The sequence below is a fragment of the Streptomyces sp. NPDC002520 genome (assembly GCF_053595235.1).
Genome location: NZ_JBSFXG010000051.1, coordinates 14,986 through 39,702, shown reverse-complemented (window position 1 = coordinate 39,702; position 24,717 = coordinate 14,986). Strand labels below are relative to the sequence as shown.

21 protein-coding genes and 1 pseudogene are annotated in these 24,717 nt (G+C 73.1%); 11 read left to right on the top strand and 11 right to left on the bottom strand.

All coding sequences use genetic code 11. The features are described 5' to 3' along the window. Positions 1-60: 60 nt before the first annotated feature. From ACWD5D_RS40660 to ACWD5D_RS40645, 4 genes are all read right to left on the bottom strand, one after another. Positions 61-744 (bottom strand): response regulator, encoded by a 684-nt coding sequence (locus ACWD5D_RS40660; RefSeq protein WP_451377788.1) that lies wholly within the window; start codon positions 742-744, stop codon positions 61-63. After that, on the bottom strand, positions 741-1,961 hold the full coding sequence (locus ACWD5D_RS40655) for a sensor histidine kinase (RefSeq protein ID WP_451377787.1): 1,221 nt from the start codon (positions 1,959-1,961) through the stop codon (positions 741-743). The genes ACWD5D_RS40660 and ACWD5D_RS40655 overlap by 4 nt, the downstream gene beginning before the upstream one ends. Positions 1,962-2,386: 425 nt before the next feature. Next, a complete protein-coding gene (gene pspAA / locus ACWD5D_RS40650) occupies positions 2,387-2,665 on the bottom strand; it encodes a PspA-associated protein PspAA (RefSeq protein WP_451377786.1) in 279 nt (92 codons plus the stop codon). Positions 2,666-2,698: 33 nt separating this feature from the next. Next, positions 2,699-3,490, bottom strand: a complete 792-nt coding sequence (locus ACWD5D_RS40645; RefSeq protein ID WP_451377785.1) for a PspA/IM30 family protein — start codon at positions 3,488-3,490, stop codon at positions 2,699-2,701. Between the two features lie 279 nt (positions 3,491-3,769). Here ACWD5D_RS40645 and ACWD5D_RS40640 point away from each other — a divergent pair, with 279 nt between their 5' ends. The 3 genes from ACWD5D_RS40640 to ACWD5D_RS40630 all read left to right on the top strand — a co-directional run bounded on the left by ACWD5D_RS40640 (position 3,770) and on the right by ACWD5D_RS40630 (position 6,341). Continuing rightward, positions 3,770-4,396: a DUF3043 domain-containing protein gene (locus ACWD5D_RS40640; RefSeq protein ID WP_451377784.1), complete on the top strand. Its 627-nt coding sequence runs from the start codon at positions 3,770-3,772 to the stop codon at positions 4,394-4,396. 83 nt (positions 4,397-4,479) lie between these two features. Continuing rightward, on the top strand, positions 4,480-5,217 hold the full coding sequence (locus ACWD5D_RS40635; RefSeq protein ID WP_451377783.1) for a class I SAM-dependent methyltransferase: 738 nt from the start codon (positions 4,480-4,482) through the stop codon (positions 5,215-5,217). 56 nt (positions 5,218-5,273) lie between these two features. Further along, a complete protein-coding gene (locus tag ACWD5D_RS40630; protein WP_451377782.1) occupies positions 5,274-6,341 on the top strand; it encodes a S1C family serine protease in 1,068 nt (355 codons plus the stop codon). Between the two features lie 68 nt (positions 6,342-6,409). Here ACWD5D_RS40630 and ACWD5D_RS40625 read toward each other — a convergent pair whose 3' ends face one another. Further along, on the bottom strand, positions 6,410-6,622 hold the full coding sequence (locus ACWD5D_RS40625; RefSeq protein ID WP_451377781.1) for a hypothetical protein: 213 nt from the start codon (positions 6,620-6,622) through the stop codon (positions 6,410-6,412). A 224-nt stretch (positions 6,623-6,846) separates the two neighbouring features. Here ACWD5D_RS40625 and ACWD5D_RS40620 point away from each other — a divergent pair, with 224 nt between their 5' ends. After that, positions 6,847-8,049 carry a bifunctional adenosylcobinamide kinase/adenosylcobinamide-phosphate guanylyltransferase gene (locus ACWD5D_RS40620; RefSeq protein WP_451377780.1) on the top strand — a complete coding sequence of 401 codons (1,203 nt, stop codon included), beginning with the start codon at positions 6,847-6,849 and terminating at the stop codon, positions 8,047-8,049. A 56-nt stretch (positions 8,050-8,105) separates the two neighbouring features. Here ACWD5D_RS40620 and ACWD5D_RS40615 read toward each other — a convergent pair whose 3' ends face one another. Continuing rightward, complete coding sequence (locus ACWD5D_RS40615) at positions 8,106-9,077, bottom strand: class I SAM-dependent methyltransferase (RefSeq protein WP_451377779.1); 972 nt, start codon at positions 9,075-9,077, stop codon at positions 8,106-8,108. Positions 9,078-9,210: 133 nt separating this feature from the next. On the opposite strand from ACWD5D_RS40615, the gene cobT reads away from it, so the two are divergent. The 3 genes from cobT (at position 9,211) to ACWD5D_RS40600 (ending at position 12,977) form a co-directional block, all read left to right on the top strand. Further along, the gene (gene cobT, locus ACWD5D_RS40610) at positions 9,211-10,323 is read left to right on the top strand and encodes a nicotinate-nucleotide--dimethylbenzimidazole phosphoribosyltransferase (RefSeq protein ID WP_451377778.1); all 1,113 of its coding nucleotides are present in this window, start codon (positions 9,211-9,213) and stop codon (positions 10,321-10,323) included. Positions 10,324-10,441: 118 nt separating this feature from the next. Further along, positions 10,442-12,238, top strand: a complete 1,797-nt coding sequence (locus ACWD5D_RS40605) for a phosphatidylglycerol lysyltransferase domain-containing protein (RefSeq protein ID WP_451377777.1) — start codon at positions 10,442-10,444, stop codon at positions 12,236-12,238. A 10-nt stretch (positions 12,239-12,248) separates the two neighbouring features. Next, positions 12,249-12,977 (top strand): hypothetical protein, encoded by a 729-nt coding sequence (locus tag ACWD5D_RS40600; RefSeq protein ID WP_451377776.1) that lies wholly within the window; start codon positions 12,249-12,251, stop codon positions 12,975-12,977. On the opposite strand, the gene ACWD5D_RS40595 is transcribed toward ACWD5D_RS40600, so the two are convergent. Further along, positions 12,917-13,681, bottom strand: coding sequence for a hypothetical protein (locus ACWD5D_RS40595; RefSeq protein ID WP_451377775.1), 765 nt, complete (start codon positions 13,679-13,681; stop codon positions 12,917-12,919). The genes ACWD5D_RS40600 and ACWD5D_RS40595 overlap by 61 nt on opposite strands. A 60-nt stretch (positions 13,682-13,741) precedes the next feature. On the opposite strand from ACWD5D_RS40595, the gene ACWD5D_RS40590 reads away from it, so the two are divergent. Then, a complete protein-coding gene (locus ACWD5D_RS40590) occupies positions 13,742-14,527 on the top strand; it encodes an adenosylcobinamide-GDP ribazoletransferase (RefSeq protein ID WP_451377774.1) in 786 nt (261 codons plus the stop codon). A 34-nt stretch (positions 14,528-14,561) separates the two neighbouring features. Here ACWD5D_RS40590 and ACWD5D_RS40585 read toward each other — a convergent pair whose 3' ends face one another. The 4 genes and pseudogenes from ACWD5D_RS40585 to ACWD5D_RS40570 all read right to left on the bottom strand — a co-directional run. Next, positions 14,562-15,212: a spherulation-specific family 4 protein gene (locus ACWD5D_RS40585; RefSeq protein ID WP_451377773.1), complete on the bottom strand. Its 651-nt coding sequence runs from the start codon at positions 15,210-15,212 to the stop codon at positions 14,562-14,564. Next, positions 15,209-16,714, bottom strand: a complete 1,506-nt coding sequence (locus tag ACWD5D_RS40580; RefSeq protein WP_451377772.1) for a hypothetical protein — start codon at positions 16,712-16,714, stop codon at positions 15,209-15,211. The genes ACWD5D_RS40585 and ACWD5D_RS40580 overlap by 4 nt, the downstream gene beginning before the upstream one ends. After that, positions 16,711-18,231 (bottom strand): GT4 family glycosyltransferase PelF, encoded by a 1,521-nt coding sequence (gene pelF, locus ACWD5D_RS40575; protein ID WP_451377771.1) that lies wholly within the window; start codon positions 18,229-18,231, stop codon positions 16,711-16,713. Before pelF ends, ACWD5D_RS40580 begins: the two co-directional genes overlap by 4 nt. A gap of 119 nt (positions 18,232-18,350) precedes the next feature. Continuing rightward, a pseudogene (locus ACWD5D_RS40570) lies at positions 18,351-19,064 on the bottom strand (hypothetical protein); the annotation flags it as partial. 313 nt (positions 19,065-19,377) lie between these two features. Here ACWD5D_RS40570 and ACWD5D_RS40565 point away from each other — a divergent pair. The 3 genes from ACWD5D_RS40565 to sucB all read left to right on the top strand — a co-directional run bounded on the left by ACWD5D_RS40565 (position 19,378) and on the right by sucB (position 24,498). Beyond that, the gene (locus ACWD5D_RS40565) at positions 19,378-20,904 is read left to right on the top strand and encodes a leucyl aminopeptidase (protein ID WP_451377770.1); all 1,527 of its coding nucleotides are present in this window, start codon (positions 19,378-19,380) and stop codon (positions 20,902-20,904) included. Positions 20,905-21,287: 383 nt separating this feature from the next. Further along, positions 21,288-22,676 carry a dihydrolipoyl dehydrogenase gene (gene lpdA / locus ACWD5D_RS40560; protein WP_451377769.1) on the top strand — a complete coding sequence of 463 codons (1,389 nt, stop codon included), beginning with the start codon at positions 21,288-21,290 and terminating at the stop codon, positions 22,674-22,676. Between the two features lie 61 nt (positions 22,677-22,737). Beyond that, the gene (gene sucB, locus ACWD5D_RS40555) at positions 22,738-24,498 is read left to right on the top strand and encodes a 2-oxoglutarate dehydrogenase, E2 component, dihydrolipoamide succinyltransferase (RefSeq protein ID WP_451377768.1); all 1,761 of its coding nucleotides are present in this window, start codon (positions 22,738-22,740) and stop codon (positions 24,496-24,498) included. The last annotated feature ends 219 nt before the right edge of the window (positions 24,499-24,717 follow it).

Genomic DNA, 24,717 nt, shown 5'->3' with positions numbered 1-24,717 from the left:
AGCTCCCAGGTCCATTTCCTTATCCGCCGCCTACTCCCGGCGCAGTACGCCGGGTGGAGTTCACTCCATCCTCGGACGGACCAGACCGGACTCGTACGCGATGACGACGAGCTGGGCGCGGTCCCGGGCTCCCAGCTTGGCCATGGCACGGTTGACGTGCGTCTTCACCGTGAGCGGGCTGACCTCGAGGCGTTCGGCGATCTCGTCGTTGGAGTGGCCGCCCGCGACCTGGACGAGCACCTCCCGCTCCCGTCCGGTGAGGGCGTCGAGGCGTTCGAGGCGGGCGGGGTCGGGGTCGCCGCCGGCGGCGCCGCCCTGGGCGAGGAAGCGGGAGATCAGGCCCTTGGTGGCGGCCGGGGACAGCAGGGCCTCGCCGCCGGCGGCGAGGCGGATGGCGTTCAGGAGCTCCTCGGGCTCGCTGCCCTTGCCGAGGAAGCCGGAGGCGCCGGCGCGCAGGGCCTGGACGACGTAGTCGTCGACCTCGAAGGTGGTCAGGATGACCACGCGGACGTGCGCGAGGGCGGGGTCGGAGCAGATCTCGCGGGTGGCGGCGAGGCCGTCGGTGCCGGGCATCCGGATGTCCATGAGGACGACGTCGGCGTTCTGCTCCTTGGCCAGCCGGACCGCCTCGGCGCCGTCGGAGGCCTCCCCCACCACGGCCATGTCGGGCTCGGACTCGACGAGCACGCGGAACGCGCTGCGCAGCAGTGCCTGGTCGTCGGCGAGCAGGACACGGATCGTCATACGGGCTCCCCCTGGGCCGTCATGCGGGTCTTGACGGGCAGGATCGCATGGACGCGGAAACCCCGGCCGTAGCGGGGGCCGGTGGTCAGGGTGCCGCCGAGGGCGCTGACCCGCTCACGCATGCCGAGCAGTCCGTGTCCGCCGCCGGCCGCGGGCGGGGCGGAGTCCTCGGAGCCGTCGTCGAGCACGGTGACCTCGATGTTCGATCCCACGCGTACGACGCTGACCTCGGCCCTGGCACCCGGCCCCGCGTGCTTCTGCGCGTTGGTGAGGGCCTCCTGGATGATCCGGTAGGCGGCGAGGTCGACGGCGGCGGGCAGCGCGGTGTCCGGGTCGGCGCGGGCCACCTCGACGGGCAGCCCGGCGTTGCGGAACGTGCCGGCGAGTTCCTCCAGCCGGCTCAGGCCCGGAGCGGGCTCGGTCGGAGCCTCCGGATCGTCGGACTGCCGCAGCAGGCCGACGGTGGCGCGCAGCTCGTTGAGCGCGGAGCGGCTGGCCTCGCGGACGTGCCCGAGGGCCTCCTTGGCCTGGTCGGGCCGTTTGTCCATGACGTGCGCGGCGACGCCGGCCTGCACGTTGACCAGGGCGATGTGGTGGGCGACGACGTCGTGCAGGTCGCGGGCGATGCGCAGCCGCTCCTCGGCGACGCGGCGGCGCGCCTCCTCCTCGCGGGTGCGCTCGGCGCGTTCGGCGCGTTCCCGGATGGCCTGGATGAACGCGCGCCGACTGCGTACGGCGTCCCCGGCGGTGGCGCCGATGCCGGTCCAGGCGACGATGGCGAGGTTCTCCTGCGCGTACCAGGGCAGCGGTCCGGCGAGCATGGCGGCGGCGGTCAGCACGGTCATGGTGAGCAGGCCGACGCGCCAGGTGGTGGTGCGGTCCGTGGTGGAGGCGACGGTGTAGAGGGCGATCACCGCGGCCATGGCGACAGGGGCACGCGGATCACCGGTGACGCTCTCGACCACCGACAGCGCCCCGGTGACGGCGAGCACCGCCTTCGGAGCGCGCCGTCGCATCACGAGCGCGGCCGCGCCGAGCACCATCAGGACCAGGCTCAACGGATCCGGCGTACGGGCACCCCAGGACATCCCGTGCTCCCCGTCGGGCGCGACGAACGACCCCGCGATCATGCACAGCAGCACCACCGCGGCGATGGCCGCGTCCAGCGCGAGAGGGTGCGCCCTGAGGCTGCACCGGGCGCGTTCGAGAGTGCTCACCCCAAGAACAGTACGGGTCCCTGCAACGCGGGTCTGCCGCCTGGAGCCCTGTACTGCTGCCGACGCGGGCTACTCACCGACGCCGGGCACAGCGGCTCCCAGGGGCGCGGGGGTGTGCCGAATTGCGGCTCCGCCGCGCGTGCGCGACCGCACCCGTAGCCGGGGAACGCACCTGCACCCGGGAACGCTCCCGCAGACGAACGGCGCTCTCCCGCTGCCGCCCGGAGCCCGGCACTGCCGCTGACGCGGGCTCGCTCATCGGCGCGGGGCACGGCAACTTCCCAGGGGCGCGGGGCCGTATCGATATGCGGCTCCGCCGCGCGGGCGCGATCAGCCGCATCGCACCCGCACCCGGGAACGTGCCCCCGGACGAACGGCGCTCTCCCGCTGCCGCCGCCCCGGGTCGGGCCGGGCCGGAGGCATGCTCAGCCCGGGATCAGCCCGTCGTCGCCGAGCATCTCCCGGACCTCCGCCAGCGTCGCGTCGGAGGCCGGGAGAATCAGCTCGGAGGGTTCCAGCGCGTCGTCCGGCAGGGGCGTGCCGAACCGGCGGACGGCGTCGAGAAGGGTGCCGAGCGTGCGACGGAAGGCCTCCTCGTCGCCGCTCTCCATCTCCCGCAGGAGCTCGTCGTCCAGCTTGTTCAGCTCGGCGAAGTGGGAGTCCGCCAACTTCACCTGGCCCTCCCCCATGATCCGTACGATCACGTCGGCCTCCTCGGCTCGGGTCCCGGCGCCGGACTACTGCTTGTCGAAGCGCGGGGTGTCCTGCGGCTGCTGCTGGGGCTGCGCCTGGCCGGTGCCGCCCTCGATGGCCTGCTGCGGGGCTCCCCCGGCCAGCTCGGCCTTCATGCGCTGCAGTTCCAGCTCCACATCCGTACCACCGGAGATGCGGTCGAGCTCGGCGGCGATGTCGTCCTTGGCCATGCCGGTCGGGTCGTCCAGGGCGCCGGAGGCGAGCAGCTCGTCGATGGCGCCGGCCCGGGCCTGCAGCTGGGCGGTCTTGTCCTCGGCGCGCTGGATGGCCAGGCCGACGTCGCCCATCTCCTCGGAGATGCCGGAGAAGGCCTCGCCGATGCGGGTCTGGGCCTGGGCGGCGGTGTAGGTGGCCTTGATGGTCTCCTTCTTCGTGCGGAAGGCGTCCACCTTGGCCTGCAGTCGCTGGGCCGCGAGGGTGAGCTTCTCCTCCTCGCCCTGCAGCGTCGTGTGCTGGGTCTCGAGGTCCGTGACCTGCTGGTGGAGGGCGGCGCGGCGGGACAGCGCCTCGCGGGCCAGGTCCTCGCGGCCGAGGGCGAGCGCCTTGCGGCCCTGGTCCTCCAGCTTGGTCGACTGCTGCTGCAACTGGTTGAGCTGGAGCTCCAGGCGCTTGCGGCTGGTCGCCACGTCGGCGACACCGCGGCGCACCTTCTGCAGCAGCTCCAGCTGCTTCTGGTACGAGTAATCGAGGGTCTCGCGCGGGTCCTCGGCCCTGTCCAGGGCCTTGTTCGCCTTCGCGCGGAAGATCATCCCCATACGCTTCATGACACCGCTCATGGGCTTCGCGCGCCCCCTTCTGACGGACTCCAGCTCACAGATCCTGCGACAGAACCCACAGTACGGGCCCTGCATCCATTACCGCACCGTTCGGGGAGTGATGCGCTCATCCCCAAGGACGACTGCGGACTGTACTGATCCGGCGTGAGGAGTAGGTGGACCTCGGGGTGGGTCCCCCGGGACCTCTCGGTGACCGCCGGGTGAAGCGTCTGCAACGTCCCCTCTGTCCCCCTACAGACGTCCGGTGTTGCCGGATCGTTCCCCGGCGGGCTGGGGTCCATGCCGGTGAACCCCGTACGCTTGGGTTTTGTGTTCCGTAGCCGTGCCAAGGACGAGAAGGGCCGCGCCGACAAGGCGGCGGTGACCGACTCCAAGCAGACCCGTGACCCGCAGGCCCCCAAGGGCAGGCCCACGCCCAAACGCAGTGAGGCCCAGTCCCAGCGCCGCAGCGTCGCCAACACGCCGACGACCCGCAAGGACGCCGCGAAGCGTCAGCGCGAGGATCGTCGCCAGGCGCTGGAGCGGCAACGCCAGGCCCTGGCCACCGGCGACGAGCGCTATCTCCCGGCCCGCGACAAGGGTCCGGTCCGCAAGCTCGCCCGCGACTGGGTGGACTCGCGCTTCAACGTGGCGGAGTTCTTCCTGCCGCTGGCCATCGTGATCCTCGTCCTCAGCGTGGTCCAGGTGCCCTCCATCCAGAGCATCGCGCTGCTGCTGTGGCTGGTCGTGATCGTGCTGATCGTGGTCGACGCGGCCTTCAGCGGCTTCCGGCTGAAGAAGCGGCTGGCCGAGCGCTTCCCCGACCAGAGCCGCCGGGGCGCCGTCGCCTACGCCCTGATGCGCTCGCTCCAGATGCGTCGGCTCCGCCTGCCGAAGCCCCAGGTCAAGCGCGGAGAGCGGCCCTGAGCGCAGACGCCTTCACCGGAGGTGCGGCCGACGCCTGGCTGAGCGGGCTGGGCGCGCTGCGTGATGTCGTACGACAGGAACTGGTGGCCCGGCAGCTCGACGAGCAGATAGCCGGGCGGTTCCCCGTCGGACAGCGGCTGCGGGTGCTCGACGTCGGGATGGGCCAGGGCACGCAGGCGCTGCGGCTGGCCCGGCTCGGGCACCAGGTGACCGGTGTCGAGCAGGACGCGACGATGATCGCGGCCGCGCGGGAGGCCCTGGCCGGTGAGCCGGAGGGCATCCGCGAGCGGGTCCGGCTGGTGCAGGGCGACGGGCGCGACACCGGTGTGCACTTCCTGCCGGGCAGCTTCGACGTGGTGCTGTGCCACGGAGTCCTGATGTACGTGGCGGAGCCAGACCCGCTGGTGGCGGGTCTGGCCCGGATGCTCGCGCCCGGCGGCCTGCTCTCGTTGCTGGTGCGCAACGGCGACGGGCTCGCGATGCGGCCGGGCCTGTCCGGGGACTGGGCGGGCGCACTGGCCGCCTTCGACAGCACCGCCTATCTCCCCCATTCTCGAATCGACTCGAACGGGGGGACCCCCACCCGCCTGGGCCTGGACGTCCGCGCCGACCGTCTGTCGGCCCTGACCGCCACCCTCGCCGGCATCGCCGCCCCGCTGCACGCCTGGTACGGCGTGCGGGTCTTCACCGACACGGCGGCGGACGGCACGCCGGTCCCGGAGGACCTGGAGACGCTGCTGGCGGTCGAGGAGCGGGCGGGCCGCACGGACCCGTACCGGGGCGTCGCGGCGCTGCTGCATCTGTGCGGGGTACGCGGCTAAGCCCTCTGGGCGTATCCGGCGGGCTCGTACGTCCATCCCGCGGTGAGACTCGGGACATGGACGCTTCCCGTACCCGGGCTCTCGCCAGGTGTGCCCCGGTCGCCGTGCTCGTCTGCGCCGCCTTCCTCGCCTCCGGCTGCACGGGGTCGATGTCGTCGGCGCTGGGGGACGGCTCGACCACCGGGGCGGCGGTGCCGATGACCGCGGAGGACCTCCAGGCCCGGTACCAGAAGATCATCAAGGAGGTCCTGCCGTCGGTCGTCCAGATCCAGGCGAGCTCCGACCTCGGCTCCGGGGTGGTGTACGACGACCAGGGCCACATCATCACCAACGCGCACGTGGTCGGCTCCGAGAGGACCTTCCAGGTCACCACGGCCAACAGCGAGGAGCCGCTGAGCGCGAGTCTGGTCTACTCCTACCCGGACCAGGACCTCGCGGTGATCAAGCTGGACAGGATTCCGGCCGGGCTGAAGCCTGCGGTGTTCGCGGACTCCGAGAAGGTGGAGGTCGGCCAGATCATGCTGGCCATGGGATCGCCGCTCGGACTGTCCTCCAGCGTGACGCAGGGCATCGTGTCCGCGACCGGACGGACCGTCAGCGAGGGCGACTCGGACGGCGGAACGGGCGCCACCATCGCCAACATGGTGCAGACGTCGGCCGCCATCAACCCCGGCAACAGCGGGGGCGCCCTGGTCAACCTCGAGGGGCAGGTCATCGGCATCCCCACGCTCGCCGCCGCCGATCCCGACCTCGGCAACGCGGCGCCCGGGATCGGGTTCGCCATCCCCTCCTCGATGGTGAAGACGGTCGCCGACCAGATCGTCCGCAGCGGCAAGGTCGTGGACTCCGGCCGTGCCGCGCTCGGCATCACCGCGCGCACGGTCGTGAACGAGAGCTACCAGCCGGCCGGGGCCGCCGTGGTCGATGTCCTCAGCGGCGGCCCGGCCGACGGGGCGGGGCTGCGGCCGGGCGATGTCATCACCAAGCTGGGCCACACCACGATCACCACGACCACGGCACTCTCCGAGACACTGGCCGGGGACAAGCCGGGTCAGCGGACGGCGGTGACCTTCGAGCGCGCCGGCCGTGCGCGGTCGGTGGAGGTGACACTGGGCGAGCAATGAGGAGCAGTGAGGAGCAGTGAGAGGCGACGAGAAAGCCCCCTCACCGTCCCCACGCGGCCCCGGACGGGCTACTCCGCGTCCGCGTGCAGGCTCATCGGGCCGTAGATCCGAGTGCTGTCCTCGGACAGGAACACCTGGTCCGCGCCGCCCTCCAGCAGCGCCTTCCAGTTCTCGCCGATCCAGGACTCGGCGTCCCCCTGCGTGGTGAACTCCTCGGGCTGCACCGCGGGCTCGACCTCCGTCCCGTCGGCCTTCTCGAACCGCCACGTCCATGCCGTCATATGGGCCTCCTTTGATCCACCTCGTGCGCGAAGCGTATGCGCTCCGCCGGGTCGGCTGTTAGAGGTGCCTCGGGTCGTGACCCGTCCGCGGGCGAGCGGGCGCTCGTCGCTCCCCCACTCTCGACCTCTCCCCCGTCGCGGCGAAGTCACCTGTCGATACTGCCCCGCGCCCCCTGGGGGACCGCGGTGAGCGGTGTTCGCAAGGGCAGGGGAAAATCGATCTCGTGGAAGTGACTCTGCTCGGTACCGGTGCCCCCGCGGGGCTGCCCCGCCCCGACTGTCCATGTGCGGTGTGTGCGACCGCGCTCGGCGAGGACGCGCGGGCGGCGACCGCGTTGCTCGTGGACGGGGCGTTGCTGCTGGACCTGACGCCGGGAGCCGCGTTCGCGGCGGCGCGGGCCGGGCACTCGCTCGGCGGGGTGCGGCAGGTGCTGCTGTCGCACCCGCACGACGGGCCGCCCGTGGAGGTGCCGGCCGGGCTGCCGCAGCCTGTCCGGGTGCCGGACGGGCGGGAGTTGGCGCTGCTGACGGGGCATCGTGTGCGGGCGGTGGCGATGGACGCGGGCGGCACCGGCTACGCGGTGACCGGCCCGGACGGGCAGCGGCTGCTGTACCTGCCGCCGGGCGGGGCGCCCGCGGGCCTGGAGGAGGGGACCGCGGAGTCGTACCACATGGTCCTCGCCGACGTCGTGGGGCGCCCGGACGCGGCGGCCCGGCTGCGGGCGGTCGGTGCCGTCGGGCCGACCACGGACGTCGTCGCCGTCCATCTCGACCACGACGTGCCGCAGGGCGCCGAGTTGCGGCGCCGGCTCGCGGCGGCCGGGGCGCGGGCGGTGCCGGACGGTACGACGCTGGTGGTCGGGGCGTACGAGGACGTGCCGGACGTGCCGCGCCGGACGCTGGTGCTGGGCGGGGCGCGCTCGGGGAAGTCGGTGGAGGCCGAGCGACGGCTGGAGTCCTTCCCGGACGTGCTGTACGTGGCGACCGGCGGAACGCGGGGCGGCGACACCGAGTGGGCCGCCCGGGTGGCCGCGCACCGGGAACGCCGGCCGGGGTCGTGGCGTACGACGGAGACGACCGATCTGGTGCCGCTGCTCGCCGAGGAGGGGCCGCCGCTCCTGGTCGACTGCCTGTCGCTGTGGCTGACGGACGTCATGGACTCCGTCGGGGCGTGGGACGACGCGGAGTGGGCGGGCGGCGGCGAGAAGGCGCTGCGCGAGCGGGTACGGGACCTCACGGAAGCGGTGCGCAACTCCCGCCGCACGGTGGTGGCCGTCTCCAACGAGGTCGGCTCCGGCATCGTGCCTGCCACGGCGTCCGGACGCCGGTACCGCGACGAACTCGGCCGGTTGAACGCGGCGTTCGCGAACGAGTGCGAGCAGGTGCTCCTGGTGGTCGCCGGGCAGGCTCTGGTGCTGCGGGGCTGAGGGACACGCGGCGGCAGTCGAGGACCAAGCGCGGCCCCAACGGCGGGCGGCCGAGGTCAGACGTCCCGGCGGGCGACCAGGCGGTACGCGTTGGAGAGGCCGGTGCGGCGGGCGAAGGGCGACATGGCGTGATCGAGGGCCGAGGCTGCCGAAAGGAGCGGGGTGGCGGCCCTCCTGGCCAGTGGGGGCACATAGGTCAGCACCAGCGCCACCGCGGCCGTGAGGTCGTACGGAAGGTGGGGCGCTCTTCGGTCCGTGACGACGATCGTGAAGCCCTGCGACTCCAGCTCCGCCCTGAGGTTGGGCAACGGCATCAGGTGGAGGTGGCGGGGCTGGCCGTACGGCAGCCACCACTTGCCCAGCAGCCTCGCGAACGCGCTGTGCGGGTCGGCGACTTCGACGACGAGGTGTCCGCCGGGGCGCAGCGCGATGAGGGCGGCGCGGAGTTCCGCGCGGGGGTCGCTCACGTGCTCCAGGTGGTGGAACATGCTGACCACGTCGTAGCGGGCGCGCAGCCGCTCGGCCATGCCCGGCGTGCTCAGGTGACCCCGGTGGGCCTCCTCGACGCGCCCCTCCACGAGCGCCCACGCCACCCGGGCCGTCGCGTCGAGACCGTCGAAACTGGTGTACGGGAAGAACTCCTTCGCGGCCTCGGGGAACCGGGCGTGCCCGGTGCCCACGTCCAGCCAGCTCTCCGGATCGGGCAGCGCCGACAGCGCCCGGGCGGCCGCACGGTGGCGGCGCCGGACCGACCGGGCGGACAGGATGCGTGCGGCGAACTCCTCCAGGTGCCGTTCGTAGAAGTCGCGGTGGTAGAAGGCGAGTCCCTCCGCGGTGAGGCGGGGGTTCTGGAAGGCGTGGCCGCACTCGTCGCACGCGTCGAGCACGAACGTGCCCGACCGCTGGCGCAGCGGGTCCGCCGTGCGCAGCCGGGTGCGCAGTCGTAGCGACCCGCACCAGGGGCAGTCCTCGCGGCGCGCCTGGAAGAACGGGTCGGTGACCGGCGAGGTGAGGGTCGAGGGCGGCATGGGCGGCTCCCTGTGCGACATTCCGCTGCAAAGCGGAACGTATGGGATCCCGATCTTGGGTGCAACGACGTCATGTCGGTGTGGTGGCGGTGTGGCGCGGAAACGGTCGTGTGCTGGCGGTACTGTTCGGCGAATGAGCAGGCTTAATCTCGACGACTTCACCGATCTGATCGAGCGCCCTGACGGGGGCGTACGCCGTGACGCCGAGGCTCGGCGGGAGCGCCAGGTCGTGCCGCCCGGGTCGCTCGGGCGCCTCGACGAGCTGGGCGAGTGGCTGGCCGCCGCGCAGGGCGCCGTTCCGGTACGGCCGGTCGAACGGCCCCGGGTGGTGCTCTTCGCCGGTGACCACGGGGTCGCCGGACTCGGCGTCTCCGCACGGCCGGCGGGCAGCGCGGAGCAGCTGGTGCGGGCGGTGCTGGAGGGCGGCAGCGCGGTGTCGGTGCTCGCGCGGCGCCAGGAGGTGCCCGTGCGGGTCGTGGACATGGCCCTGGACTGCGCGCCGGACGCGTTTCCCGAGGAGGTCGGACGCCACCGGGTGCGGCGTGGCAGCGGTCGCATCGACATCGAGGACGCGCTGACGACGGAGGATGCCGAGGCGGCGTTCCGGGCGGGGGTCGCCGTCGCCGACGAGGAGGCCGACTCGGGGACCGATCTGGTGGTGCTCGGCGATATCAGCGTGGGCGGGACGACGGCGGCGGCGGTGCTGGTCGCCGCGCTGTGCGGGACCGACGCGTCGGTGGTGACCGGGCGGGGCGGGTTCGCGATCGACGACCTGGCGTGGATGCGCAAGTGCGCGGCGATCCGGGACGCGCTGCGGCGGGCGCGGCCGGTCCTCGGGGATCAGCTGCAGCTGCTCGCGACCGTGGGCGGGGCGGATCTGGCGGCGATGACCGGGTTCCTGCTGCAGTGCGCGGTGCGGAAGCTGCCGGTGATCCTGGACGGCGTCGTGGCCGCCGCGTGCGCGCTGGTCGCGCAGCGGGTCGCCTTCCGGGCGCCGGACTGGTGGCTGGCGGGGCACGACAGCGGGGAGCCGGGCCAGGCGAAGGCGCTGGACCGGATGGCCCTGGAACCGCTGCTGGACCAGGGTGTGAGGCTCGGCGAGGGCGTCGGCGCGCTGCTGGCACTCCCGCTGGTCCGCGCCGCGGCGGCACTGGCGGCGGAGCTCCCCGAGAAGCCGGAGACCGAGGACCCCGAGAAACCCGAGGACCCCGAGGACCCCGAGAAAGAGGCCACGGAGGCGGAGTAACCGGTCCCGGCCGGCCGGACAGAGGTCGCGCCCACCCCCGCCGTGCGGACAGAGGTCGTGCCCGGGTGCGGGGTGGGATCGGTGCGGTCGGCGGGGTGGGCCAATATGATCCTCCCTCATGGGAGATGCCCGAATTGCCGCGGAACAGGAAGCGAGCCCGGGACGCCCGGGTGACACGGTGCGGTCGGGCGGCGCAGCCTCTTCGCGGGCCGCGGCCTTCGCCGTCTGGTACCTGCGGGCCGTCACCTTCATCAACTTCCTCAGCGCCGTCTGGGTGTCGCTCGGCCAGGACGTGCGCCGGCACAACCAGGAGAACTTCTTCACGCCGTACCTGCTGACGGCCGGTTTCGCCTCGGGCGTGTTCACCGCGTTCCTTGCGATCACCATGCGGCGGCGCAAGCGGGCCGCGTGGATTCTGAACCTGGTGCTGAGCGGCCTGTTCCTGGCCCTGTTCGCCTTCGCCATGGCGTTCCCGGAGATCCGGCAGTACGCGCAGAACTGGATCTCGCTGGTGCTGACGGCCGCGTTCGTGGGCGCGCTGCTGGTCGGGCGCCGGGAGTTCTACGCCAAGGGTGACCGGTCCAACCCGCGGCTCGCCGCGACCGTGGCCGTCGGCGGCGGTCTGGTGGCCTCGCTGCTCGCCGGGCTGCTGGTGACGGTCACCAACCAGGCGCCGGACGGGGCCCGTTCGACGTTCCTGGAGCGCTGGCACTACGGCGCCCTGCGGCTGGTGTCGGTGGCCGCGGAGGAGTCCCGCTTCCCGGGCATCGACCCGCCCAACTGGGCGAACGTGGCCATCAACGTCCTCAGTACGGTCCTGGTCCTCGCCGTCTTCTACGCCGCCTTCCGCTCCCGCCGTGCCGTCGACCCGCTCACCGAGGACGACGAGAAGCGGCTGCGGGCCCTGCTGGACCGGCACGGTGACCGGGATTCGCTCGGCTACTTCGCGCTGCGCCGGGAGAAGAGTGTGGTGTGGTCGCCGACCGGGAAGGCGGCCGTCGCCTACCGGGTGGTCGGCGGGGTGAGCCTGGCCTCCGGCGATCCGATCGGGGATCCGGAGGCGTGGCCCGGGGCGATCGCGCCGTGGCTGGCCGAGGCCCGGGCGCACGGCTGGATCCCGGCGGTGATGGGGACGAGCGAGGAGGCCGGGACCATCTACGCCCGGCACGGTCTGGACGCGCTGGAGCTGGGTGACGAGGCGCTCGTGGAGGTTGCCGAGTTCACTCTGGAGGGGCGGGCCATGCGGACCGTCCGGCAGGCGTACAACCGGGTGAAGCGGGCCGGGTACGAGGTGCGGATCCGGCGGCACGCGGACATCCCCGCGGACGAGATGGCACACCTCGTCGAGCGCGCGGACGACTGGCGGGACGGAGCGACCGAACGCGGGTTCAGCATGGCGCTCGGCCGGCTCGGGGACCCCGAGGACGGGCAGTGCGTGATGCTGGAGTGCACCGACGGCGAGGGGAGGCTGCGGGCCCTGCTGTCGTTCGTGCCGTGGGGTCCGCACGGGCTGTCCCTGGACCTGATGCGGCGGGACCGGGACTCCGACAACGGGCTGATGGAGTTCATGGTCATCGAGCTGCTGCGGCGGGCCGGGGAGATCGGCATCACGCAGGTCTCGCTCAACTTCGCGATGTTCCGGTCGGTCTTCGAACGCGGCGCGCGCCTGGGTGCGGGACCGGTGCTGAGGCTGTGGCGGTCGCTGCTCAGCTTCTTCTCCCGCTGGTGGCAGATCGAGTCGCTCTACCGCGCCAACGCGAAGTACCGTCCCATTTGGGAGCCTCGGTTCCTGCTCTTCGAGAAGAGCGCGGACCTGCCGCGCATCGGCCTCGCGTCGGCGCGCGCGGAGGGGTTCCTGGAGGCGCCGGGCCTGCCGAAGTGGCTGCACCGGCGGCACCTGGACACGCACCGATGAGGAACGCCCGATGAGACGACTCGCCCGATGGGCCCGGGCGGAGTGGGGGCTGCTGTACGTCACCGTGCGCGACCGCCTGCTGGAGCGGGGGCCGTGGGCGATTCCCGTGACGCTGGCGGGGGTGTGCCTGACCGCGCTCCTGCAGTACGTGCAGAACCAGCCGTGGGGCTTTCAGCTGGTGCAGAACCTGGGTGCCGTACGCGCCCAGGCCCCGTTGGGGCCGGCACTGCTGCGCACGCCGCTGTCCGTGTACGTCCCGGCGCTGGACCTGCCGGTGTGGGGGGCGCTGGCGCAGATCCTGTTCGTGTTCGGGATCGCCGAGATCTGCCTGGGCTGGGCGCGGACGCTGACCATCGCGTACGTCGCCACGCTCGCCGGGACGCTGTACGCGCGCGTCGGCATCGCGCTCGGCCCGCACGCCCCGTTCGGTCTGCCCGCCTCCTACGCGCAGGTGGTGGACACCGGCCCCTCGGCGGCCGTGGTGGGGCTCGCCGTGTTCGTGGCCTGGCGGTACGGCGCCGACGTGACGGCGAGCGCGGTGACCGCCGCGATAGTCGCGGAGGTGCTGGTCAAGGAGAACCTGGCGGGCAAGGAGCACCTGGCCGCGCTGAGCGCGGTGGGGCTGCTGTGTCTGCTGTCGGCGGCGCGGCACCGCTACGGGTCCTCGCCGCTGCCGGTTCACCGGCTGTCGGGCAGGCGGGCCGGGCGCGGGTCGGGTTTGCCGCCGATCCAGTCCTGAACGATGCGCCGGGGCACGGCCCAGCGGCGGTCGTGGTGGTACGAGCGCAGGGTGGCCTTGGCGCGGGCGCGGGGGCGGTTGCCGTAGAAGCGGCGGGCCCACGGGGAGCCGGAGCGGGCCAGCCGGACCGCGCCGACGAGGGCGATCACGGGCACGACCGCCCCGAAGATCGCGATGCGGGTCTTGCCCTTGCTCAGTGCGACGAGGGCGAAGAGGAAGTTCACGACGATGGTGGCGACGACGGTGCCGCGGCTCTGGAGTTCCTCCTGGGAGAGGTCGTTGACGCCGAACGGCGAGAAGCCGGCCAGCAGCAGCCCGACCAGGGCGGCGGTGACCGCGACGACCTCGACGCTCTTGCGGCCCTCGGCGCTCCAGTAGACGTCGTCGAGGTGCAGGATCAGGGCGAACTCGTCGAGCACCAGCCCCGCGCCGATGCCGAAGACGACGGCGGAGACGGCCGCCTCGGCGCCGTGCCGGTCGCTGGCGACCGCGCCGAAGCCGCCGACGACGGTGAGGACGACGCCGGGCACCACGTGGTGGATGTGCAGCCCGCCCGCCTTGATGTTGCCGAACGGACCCTTGCCGGCCCGGATGAGGCGCGTGATGATCCGGGTGACGACGAAGGTGAACACGAAGGCGGCAAGCGCCAGCAGGAGCGGGAGTTTGCCCGGCTCCAGGATGTTCCGCGCCCACCAGTGCCCCATGTGCGCACTTTATCCCCGGGTGCCTCGGGGAGCCCGCCACCCGCCGGGTAGCCTGCGCCGGTGCTCACGACCTCCCCCTTCGACGGACTCCGCTTCGCCTTCGGCACCCTCACCGTGCTGCCCGTACGGGTGCGCCGCTGGGACCGCCGGGCCGCCCGCGCGGGCATGCTGAACGCCCCGGTGGCCGGGCTGGCGGTCGGGGGCGGCGCGGCCGGGCTCGGGCTGCTGCTCCTCCTCCTGGGTGCCGGTCCGCTGCTCGCCGCCGTCGCCTCGGTGGCCGTGCCGGCCGCGCTGACCCGGGGGCTGCACCTCGACGGGCTCGCGGACACGGCGGACGGGCTGGGCAGCGGGAAGCCCGCCGAGGACGCCCTGCGGATCATGAAGCAGTCGGACATCGGGCCGTTCGGGGTGATCACCCTGCTGCTGGTGCTGCTGGCCCAGGTCGCCGTGCTGGCGCAGCTGTACGCCGACTCGTGGGTGCGGGGCGGGATCGCGGCGGTGATCTCGGCGGTCGTGGCCCGGCTGGCGCTCACCCTGGCCGCGCGCACCGGGGTGCCTGCCGCCCGCCCGGAGGGCCTGGGGGCGGCGGTCGCCGGAGTGGTGCCGGTGCCGGGCGCGCTGGCGGTCACGGCCGCCTTCACGATCGTCTCGGCGGCCTGGGGGACGGCCTTCGGCCCCCTCGGAGCCCTCCACGCCGCGGCCGCCGTCCTGCTGGCGCTGGCCGCCGCCGAACTCCTTCTGCGCCGCTGCCTGCGTCGCTTCGGCGGGGTCACCGGGGACGTGTTCGGCGCCCTCGCGGAGACGGCGGCGACGACCGCGCTCGTGGTGCTGTCCCTGGGGCGTTAGCCCCTCCGGCCGGCACCTCGGTGGTGGGCGCGCCTCAGCGGGCGGAGCCCAGCCCGTGGGGCAGCGTGCCCCAGGGGTGAGCACCCGTGCCGGGCACCGCGCAGTGCACGTCCGCGCCCCGCTCCCGGGCCGCCGCCTCGACGTCCGCGCCGGCCGGCACGCCGTACACCAGGTGGCACAGCCGCACCCCGGGCGGACGGTGCCGGGGCCCCGCGGGGGTGCGCCGGTACGCGGTCCAGGGGCCCTCGAAGGTGACCAGGAGGTCGGCCAGGGCCGCGTACGCCGGGTGCGGCGGGGTGCCGTGGTTCAGCGCCAGCGCGGTGCAGCCGAGGCCGCGGGCGGTCGCGGCCAGCCGCTCGTAGCGGGGCGACTCGCCGAGTCCCGAGGGCACTTGGTCGAGGAAGTCGCCGTGGGTGCCGTACCACTCGCGGTGCCGGCGCAGATCGCGCACGACGTCCTCGTACGGCCGTGTGCCGTAGCCGGTGTCGGTGTAGCCGAGCAGGGTGACGCCCGCGGTCCGCAGCCGGGCGGCGGTCTCGGCGAAGGCCGGGTCGGGCCGGTCGCCGGGGCCGCTGGCCGGGTTGAGGACGACGCCGTACAGGCGGGGCGCCGCAGCGAGGATCGCCGCCCACTCGGCGGGGCGGACCGCGGGGTGCTCGTAGTACGGGACCAGCAGGGTGTTCATCGGTGTGCGGTCACCCTTCCGAGCAGGCCGCAGGCCAGGCCGGCCTGGGCGGTGGCCGCGGCCGCGTACACGACGAGGGCGACGGTCCCCGGTGCGCCGGTGTGGGTGAGCAGTGCCAGGCTCTGGGCGAGGGCGGCCGCGCAGCACACCCCCGCCGCGCCGAGCACGGTGCCGAAGGACTGGAGCAGCAGTCCCGTCCACAGGACCGCGCCGAGCGCGAGGAGCCCGGCCAGCCGGACGCCGGTGGGCACGGGGGCGTGCGGCCACAGGGCTGCGGTGGCGAGCGCCAGGGCGAGCAGGGCGGCCAGGTAGCCGGCGAGGCAGCGGGCCAGGGTGCGGGCCGCGTGCCGGCAAAACGCCCGCGACGTCCCGCTGGCCCGCAGCCCGGCGAGGCTGCCGCACCGGAACCGGTACAGCAGCCATTCGGCGGCGCCCATGCTGAGCGTCAGGGCCACGGCGGCCGGCGCCTCGACGGCGCCGCGCCCGGCGCCGGTGAGGACGTCACCGAGGGCGGCGTACACGACCAGCACGCCTGTGCCGAGGCCGAAGACGGCGTACGGCAGGGAGGCGAGGAGCGGGGGGCCGGCGACCGCGGGGCGTGCGCGGCCGGCGCCGTGGCGGCCGGGCGGGAGCAGCGCGACGAGCCGCGTGGTCCAGGTGCCGTCGCCCGAGTCCTTGAGGGCCGGGGCGACTTCGAGGAGGCCGAGGGTGGCCACGGCGCTGAGGGAGGTCACCAGGAGGAGCAGGCGGACGGGTTCGGGGACGGGATGGGCGAGGGTGAACAGGGCGCCCGCCGTCATGGGGAGCAGGGCGGCGAGCAGGGCCCGCTCGCGGCCCAGCACGAGCAGCACGCCGGACGCGCCGAGGTAGCAGGACTGTCCGGCGGCGAACGCGGCGGCGGCCGGGTGTGCGGTGTCCGCGGCGGCGAGGGCGACGAGAGTGCCGAGCAACATGCCCGCCGGGGCGCCGACGAGCAGGCAGCGGTGGGCCGCCGGGCGGTCGCCGAGGCTCAGCCAGGAGTGGGCGCGGTGGGCGAGCCCCTGGTTCCAGGCCCAGCCGCACAGCGCCACCGCCAGCAGCGGGAAGGTGCCCGCCGGCAGGCCGTACGCCTCGCGCGGTCCGGCGAGCAGCGGGGCGCCCAGGACGTAGGCGAGCCCCGGCAGTGCGAAGACGAGCCCGCGCAGCAGGCAGCCGGGCAGGTCGGCCCGCCAGGGGGCGGGGTGGGCGCCGTCGGGTTCGGGGTGCCGGCGCGGGGTGCGGTCGTAGAGTTCCTCGGCGAGCGCGAAGGAGTCCCGGACGCCGTAGCGCTCGCGTATCCGGTCGTCGGTGAGGCCGTCGGCCTCCAGCAGGGCCGCCACCTCGTCGGGGTGGACGGCGGCGGCGACGAACGCGCCGAGTTCGCGGGCGAGTTCGTCGATCGGGTCGGTCGGCGTGCGGTTCGGCCGCCGGGGCTGCTTCGGGATACCGGGCAGGGTGGCGGGGATGCGCACGTGTTCGCTCACCAGTCGGTCCCGTCCGTCGCGACGGCCGCGTACCAGGGGTCGTGCAGCTCCCGGGTCCAGTCGGCGACCGTCTCGACCGTCGGCTCGTACACCTCGGGGAGGCCGGCGAGCTCCTGGTAGATGGTGCGGAAGTTGTCGACCGAGCGGCGCAGCGTGAACCGGTCGATCACCCGCTGCCGGGCCAGCCCGCCCAGGCGCAGGCGCCGTTCGTCGTCGCGCAGCAGGGTCAGGGCGGCGGCCGCCGTCTTCTCCGGTTCGCGCGGCGGTACGACCAGACCGGTGTCGCCGACGGCCTCGCGGACCCCGCCGACGTCGGTCGAGACGGTGGTACGGCCGCAGGACATGGCCTCGATGATCGAGAACGGGAAGCCCTCGGAGATGGAGGTGAGCATGACGATGTGGCCGGCCGCGTAGGCCCGCCAGACCTCGCTGACGCGGCCCTCGAAGGTGAGGCCGTCGGTGATGCCGAGTTCGGCGGCGAGCTTCTCCAGGCGGGTGCGGTAGGCCTCGCCGCCGGGCGGGACGGGGCCGAAGAGCCGGAGCCGGGTCTCGGGGATCTCGGCGCGGACCAGGGCGTAGGCGCGCAGCAGGGTCTCCAGGTCCTTGATGGGGTCGATGCGGCCGCACCAGGTGAGGGTGGGCGCGTCGGGTTCGGGGCCGGCGTGCGGGAAGGCGTGCGGATCGACGCCGTTGTAGACCGTGCGGATGCGGTCGGTGTCGGCGCCGCCGCGCTCCTCCCAGCGGCGGTTGTACCGGTTGCACGGTGTGATCAGGTCGGCCGCGCGGTAGCCGTGTGAATTCAGTTCACGGTAGAAGCCGAGCATGAACGCCTTCACGGGCCAGCGCTCGCCCTCCCCGCGCCGCTCCAGATAGCGCTCGCGCAGGTAGATGCCGTGCTCGGTGAGCAGGAACGGCACCCCGTCCAGGTGGTGCGCGGCGAGCGCGGGCAGGGTCGCCAGGCCGCTGCTGACGGCGTGCGCCACCGAGTCCTCGGGGATCTTCACGCCCAGCGGACGCAGGGCGTGTTCCAGCAGGTCGACGGCGGTCAGCGCGTCGTGCACGGTGGGGTGGGCGGCCGCCGTCGACAGATGCGGCATCGTCCAGATCCACTGCAGCGAGCGCAGCGCCGACTCGGTGCGCAGGGCGGCCGCGAGCCACCCCTCGCGGGCGATCCGGGCCAGCTCGTACAGCGCCTCGCCGAAGTCGCAGCGCGCCTCGGGGTCGAGGAAGGAGAGCAGGAGCTGTTCGTACGCGTCGGTGAAGCGGCGCCGGGCCCTGCCGTACGGGGCGCGGGCGCGGCCGGGGCGCGGACCCCAGGTGGGCACGGTGACGTGCCGGCGGACGTTGGGCGGCAGCTCCCAGACCACGGGCTCGCGGCCGCCGCCGACGAGCGAGACGAGATGGAAGGTCACCTCCGGCATGCCCTTGACGAGCTGGTCGCACCAGGTGCTGACCCCGCCGTGGACATGGGGATAGGTGCCTTCGGTGAGCATGGTGACATGACGGCCGGTACGCATCGCTGCGCGGCTTCCCCCCTGTTTTTCGGATGATGTGGGGGAACTGCGGACCGCCGCCCGAGTGCGGGTCCGGTGTGGCTGGTCGCGCCGCTCCCCGCGCCCCTTCGGGGGCGCTCCCCCTACGGCAACTTCAGCGTGAGCGCGGACTGGAGCAGGGCCGGCGTCCCCCACGCCGAGCGCTCGCCCGCGTACGCGGTGCCGAAGGTGGTCGTGCCGAGCAGGAGTTGCTGCCGGGTCCCCTCCGGCACCGTCACCGGGATCGGGGTGCCGGACGGGGCGGTGACGGTCACCGTGTTGCCGATGCGGTAGGCGGTGACCTTGCCGCCGTCGAGCGCGGTCTGCCACGTGGCCCGGTTCTGGAGTTCGGCGCCGATGGCGCTCTGGCGCAGGTTGACGATCGGGGTGTCGGCGGCGAACAGCGCCTGGTAGTCGGCGAGGACCCGGTCCAGGACGGGGTAGAGGACGCGGTCCTCGGCCAGGTTGGACTGGTGGGCGTAGTGCGGGCGCGGGTCGTTGCTCAGCACGTGCCCGAGGTCGGTGCGGGCCTCCGCCGGCACGATGTGGCCGGTGTAGCCGGTGGCCGTGTCCAGCGGCTGCGGCAGACAGGTCGAGGTCGGGTTGTTCTCGCAGATCCCGCTGCCGCCGTCGGCCCTGGACGTGTAGATCCAGTTGTACTCGTCGGCCATCTCCGCCTTGGTGCCGACGTTGTAGTACACGTTCATCGGGTAGCGGGGCACGGTGAGCGTGCCGGTGCCCACGGTCCGCTGCTGGGATTCGCGGGAGTTGTCCGAGGCGGTCCACTTCACGCCGTTCGCGGCGAGCGCCGGCCCGAGGGTGGTGAATTCGCGGAGGATCAGTGGAAATCTCGCGATTCGGCGGGACGATGACCCGCCGGAACCCGACGAGTGTGGCTCAGGTCACCGGCATCCAGGGTGAGATGTGGACACGACGCCACGCACAGGTGAACACCCGCAGGAATGAGCGAACGGGCGCACGCGCGTAGTCTCGTTCCGGGTGTTCGCCGACAGGTGAAGGCCCCGGTTGCCACACACCCCCAGGCCAGGACCTAGGGTCGGCTCTCGGGCCCGGTCGACCCACCCCCATTCGGCCAATGCAACTTCACATCGGAAGCGAGATCTCACCACCGTGACTGCTCTGACTCTCAGCACCGCCGCGGCGCCCGGCCTGCGGGCCGACGCGATCGTGATCGGTGTCGCCAAGGGTGCCAAGGGACCCGTCGTCGCGCCGGGCGCGGACGCCGTGGACAACGCGTACGACGGCAAGCTGGCCGGCGTCCTGGAGACCCTCGGTGCCTCGGGTGCCGAGGGCGAGCTGACGAAGCTGCCCGCCCCGGCGGGCTTCAAGGCACCGCTCGTGGTGGCGGTGGGCCTGGGCGCGGAGCCCGAGAAGGACGCCGCGTACGACGACGAGGCGCTGCGCCGGGCCGCCGGCGTGGCGGCCCGCGCCCTCTCCGGGGCCAAGAAGGCCGCGCTCGCCCTGCCCGTCGACGGCCCCGGTGCCCTGGGCGCGATCGCCGAGGGTGTGCTGCTCGGCGCGTACTCCTTCGACGCGTACAAGGAGAACGGCAAGGACGCCAAGGGCAAGAACGGCAAGGCTCCGCTGGCGGAGGCCGCGCTGCTCGGCGGCAAGCCCCGCGACGCGGCCCACAAGGAGGCCGTCGCCCGTGCCGTCGCGGTCTCCGAGGAGCTGAACCGCGCCCGCGACCTCGTCAACACCCCGCCGAACGACCTGACTCCGGAGGCCTTCGCCGCCGTCGCGCAGACCGCGGCCAAGGAGCACGGCATCAAGGTGCAGGTGCTCGACGACAAGGCGCTCACCAAGGGCGGCTACGGCGGCATCCTCGGCGTCGGCAGCGGCTCGGCGGCGACCCCGCGCCTGGTCAAGCTGTCGTACACGCACCCGAAGGCCGCCAAGAGCCTCGCGTTCGTCGGCAAGGGCATCACCTACGACTCGGGCGGCATCTCCCTCAAGCCGGCCGGTCACAACGAGACGATGAAGTGCGACATGAGCGGTGCCGCCGCCGTGTTCGCCGCGGTCGTCGCCGCCGCCCGGCTCGGCCTGGAGGTCAACGTCACCGGCTGGCTGGCGCTGGCCGAGAACATGCCCTCCGGCTCCGCCGTGCGCCCCGGTGACGTGCTGCGCATGTACAGCGGCAAGACCGTCGAGGTGCTCAACACCGACGCGGAGGGCCGGCTGGTGCTGGCCGACGCGCTGTGGGCCGCCTCGCAGGAGAAGCCGGACGCGATCGTGGACGTCGCCACGCTCACCGGCGCGATGATGCTGGCGCTGGGCAGCCGGACGTTCGGGATCATGGCCAACGACGAGGCGTTCCGCACCGCGCTGCACGAGGCCGCGGAGGAGGTCGGCGAGCCGGCCTGGCCGATGCCGCTGCCGGAGCACCTGCGCAAGGGGATGGAGTCCACCGTCGCCGACATCGCGAACATGGGTGAGCGGATGGGCGGCGGCCTGGTCGCCGGTCTGTTCCTGCGCGAGTTCGTCGCCGACGGCATCACCTGGGCCCACCTCGACATCGCCGGTCCCGCGTTCAACGAGGGCGGCTCCTTCGGGTACACGCCGAAGGGCGGCACGGGTTCGGCCGTGCGGACCCTGGTCCGGCTCGCGGAGCTGACCGCCGCCGGCGACCTGGGCTGAGTCGCCTGAGATCTCGGTCGCTTCCGTGATACGGCGGCGGCAGGGGCGTGGGGGTTGTTCACGCGGTTCCCCGCGCCCCTCGGGGTCGGCTGTCGCCGACCTCCCTCGCAGGTGAGGGCGGGGGCGGTCGCGGTCCGCGCGATGGAGCCGTATATCAAAGGCGGCCTCGGGGCTCTTCGGCGGACCGCTCTTTCCGTTCCTTTCAAGTGAACGTGGGGCGTCTCACACCCCGGCCCGGCGTCTCGATTCCGTCGGACAGGTGCAAAGATGGAGCCCGGCAGGACAGGGCCCCACCAAAGGGCCGAAGCATCAAGCGGCCGGACACCAGCCGCCCGCCGGTCACCGCAGACCGGCGCAAGGCGCACATGCATGGAGGACGTGACGTGGCGAACGACGCCAGCACCGTTTTCGACCTAGTGATCCTCGGCGGTGGTAGCGGTGGTTACGCCGCGGCCCTGCGCGGGGCGCAGCTGGGCCTGGACGTCGCCCTGATCGAGAAGGACAAGGTCGGCGGCACCTGCCTGCACCGGGGTTGCATCCCCACCAAGGCCCTGCTGCACGCGGGCGAGGTCGCCGACCAGGCTCGCGAGAGCGAGCAGTTCGGCGTCAAGGCCACCTTCGAGGGCATCGACGTCCCGGCCGTCCACAAGTACAAGGACGGCGTCGTCGCCGGCCTGTACAAGGGTCTGCAGGGCCTGATCGCCTCCCGCAAGGTGAACTACATCGAGGGTGAGGGCCGTCTGTCCTCCCCGACCTCCGTCGATGTCAACGGTCAGCGCATCCAGGGCCGCCACGTGCTGCTGGCGACCGGCTCCGTGCCGAAGTCGCTGCCGGGCCTGGAGATCGACGGCAACCGGATCATCTCCTCCGACCACGCCCTCGTCCTGGACCGCGTGCCGAAGTCCGCGATCATCCTGGGCGGCGGTGTCATCGGCGTCGAGTTCGCCTCGGCGTGGAAGTCCTTCGGCTCCGACGTCACGGTCATCGAGGGCCTCAAGCACCTCGTCCCGGTCGAGGACGAGAACTCCTCCAAGCTTCTTGAGCGCGCGTTCCGCAAGCGCGGCATCAAGTTCAACCTGGGCACCTTCTTCCAGAAGGCCGAGTACACCCAGGACGGTGTCAAGGTCACCCTGGCCGACGGCAAGGAGTTCGAGGCGGAGATCCTCCTCGTCGCCGTCGGCCGCGGCCCGGTCTCGCAGGGCCTCGGCTACGAGGAGCAGGGCGTCGCGATGGACCGCGGCTACGTCCTGGTCGACGAGTACATGCGGACGAACGTCCCGACCATCTCCGCCGTCGGCGACCTCGTCCCGACCCTCCAGCTCGCGCACGTCGGTTTCGCCGAGGGCATCCTGGTGGCGGAGCGTCTGGCCGGTCTGAAGACCGTCCCGGTCGACTACGACGGCGTCCCCCGGGTCACGTACTGCCAGCCGGAGGTCGCCTCCGTGGGTATCACCGAGGCCAAGGCCAAGGAGATCTACGGCGCGGACAAGGTCGTCGCTCTGAAGTACAACCTGGCGGGCAACGGCAAGAGCAAGATCCTGAACACCGCGGGCGAGATCAAGCTCGTCCAGGTGAAGGACGGTGCCGTGGTCGGCGTCCACATGGTGGGCGACCGTATGGGCGAGCAGGTCGGCGAGGCCCAGCTGATCTACAACTGGGAGGCGCTGCCCGCCGAGGTCGCCCAGCTCATCCACGCCCACCCGACGCAGAACGAGGCGCTCGGCGAGGCACACCTGGCGCTGGCCGGCAAGCCGCTTCACTCCCACGACTGACCTTCGGTCAACGGGCGCGACGACACAGACTTTCCGCAATTCGTAAGGAGCAACCGAAACCATGGCGGTTTCCGTAACCCTTCCGGCGCTCGGTGAGAGCGTCACCGAGGGCACTGTCACCCGCTGGCTGAAGGCCGAGGGCGAGCGCGTCGAGGCCGACGAGCCGCTGCTGGAGGTGTCGACCGACAAGGTCGACACCGAGATCCCCTCGCCCGTCTCCGGTGTCCTGTCCTCCATCAAGGTCGCCGAGGACGAGACGGTCGAGGTCGGCGCCGAGCTGGCCGTCATCGACGACGGCTCGGGTGCGCCCGCCGCCGCCCCGGCCCCGGCCGCCGCCGAGGCTCCGGCCCCGGTCGCCGAGCCCGCCCCGGCGCCGGTCGCCGCGGCCCCGGCTCCGGCCGCCCCGGCCCCCGCCGCCGCGCCCGCCGCCCCCGCAGGGGCCGGCGCCACCGGCACGGACGTGGTCCTGCCGGCGCTCGGTGAGTCCGTCACCGAGGGCACCGTCACCCGCTGGCTGAAGTCGGTGGGCGAGACCGTCGAGGCCGACGAGCCGCTGCTCGAGGTCTCCACGGACAAGGTCGACACCGAGATCCCGGCGCCCACCTCCGGTGTGCTCCTGGAGATCGTGGTGAACGAGGACGAGACCGCCGAGGTCGGCGCCAAGCTCGCCGTCATCGGCGCCCCGGGTGCTGCCCCGGCCGCCGCTCCGGCTCCGGCCGCCCCGGCGCCCGCCGCCGCTGCCCCGGCCGCTCCGGCCCCCGCCGCTCCGGCTCCGGCGCCTGTCGCCGCCGCCCCGGCTCCGGTGGCTCCGGCCGCTCCGGCGCCCGCCCCGGCCCCGGTCACCCCGGCCCCCGCCGCCGCTCCGGCCGCCGCCCAGGCGACCGACGAGGGCGCCTACGTCACCCCGCTGGTGCGCAAGCTCGCCGCCGAGAACGGCGTCGACCTGTCCACCGTCAAGGGCACTGGCGTCGGCGGCCGTATCCGCAAGCAGGACGTCATCGCCGCCGCCGAGGCCGCGAAGGCCGCCGCCGCTGCCCCGGCTCCGGCCGCCGCCGCTCCGGCTGCCGCCGCCAGGAAGGCTCCGGCCCTCGAGGTCTCCCCGCTGCGCGGCCAGACCGTCAAGATGCCTCGCATCCGCAAGGTCATCGGCGACAACATGGTCAAGGCGCTGCACGAGCAGGCTCAGCTGTCGTCGGTCGTGGAGGTCGACGTCACGCGCCTGATGAAGCTGCGCGCCCGGGCGAAGGACGCCTTCGCGGCCCGTGAGGGCGTCAAGCTCTCCCCGATGCCGTTCTTCGTCAAGGCCGCCGCGCAGGCGCTGAAGGCCCACCCGGTCATCAACGCCAAGATCAACGAGGCCGAGGGGACCATCACCTACTTCGACTCCGAGAACATCGGTATCGCGGTGGACTCCGAGAAGGGCCTGATGACCCCGGTCATCAAGCACGCGGGCGACCTCAACATCGCCGGTATCGCCAAGGCCACGGCCGAGCTGGCCGGCAAGGTCCGCGGCAACAAGATCACCCCGGACGAGCTGTCCGGCGCGACCTTCACCATCTCCAACACCGGTTCGCGCGGCGCCCTGTTCGACACGATCATCGTGCCGCCGGGCCAGGTCGCGATCCTCGGCCTCGGTGCCACGGTCAAGCGTCCGGCCGTCATCGAGACCGAGGAGGGCACGGTCATCGGCGTCCGCGACATGACCTACCTGACCCTCTCCTACGACCACCGCCTGGTCGACGGCGCCGACGCGGCCCGTTACCTGACGACGGTCAAGGCGATCCTGGAGGCGGGCGAGTTCGAGGTCGAGCTCGGCCTGTAATCGCCGCCCTGGTGCGACACATCGGTGCCCTTGCCCGGAAGTTCCGGGCAAGGGCACCGGCGTTTGGGGGCGCGGGGCCGTACCGGCATGAGGCTGCGCCGCACGGGCGCGAGGACCACGCTCGACCCGCGGCCGCCCGACGACGGACGGAACCGGGTCGTCAGGCGCCCTCTGCCCCAGCTGTACGCCGTGTAAGCCTCGTCTCACCTGCACCAGAGC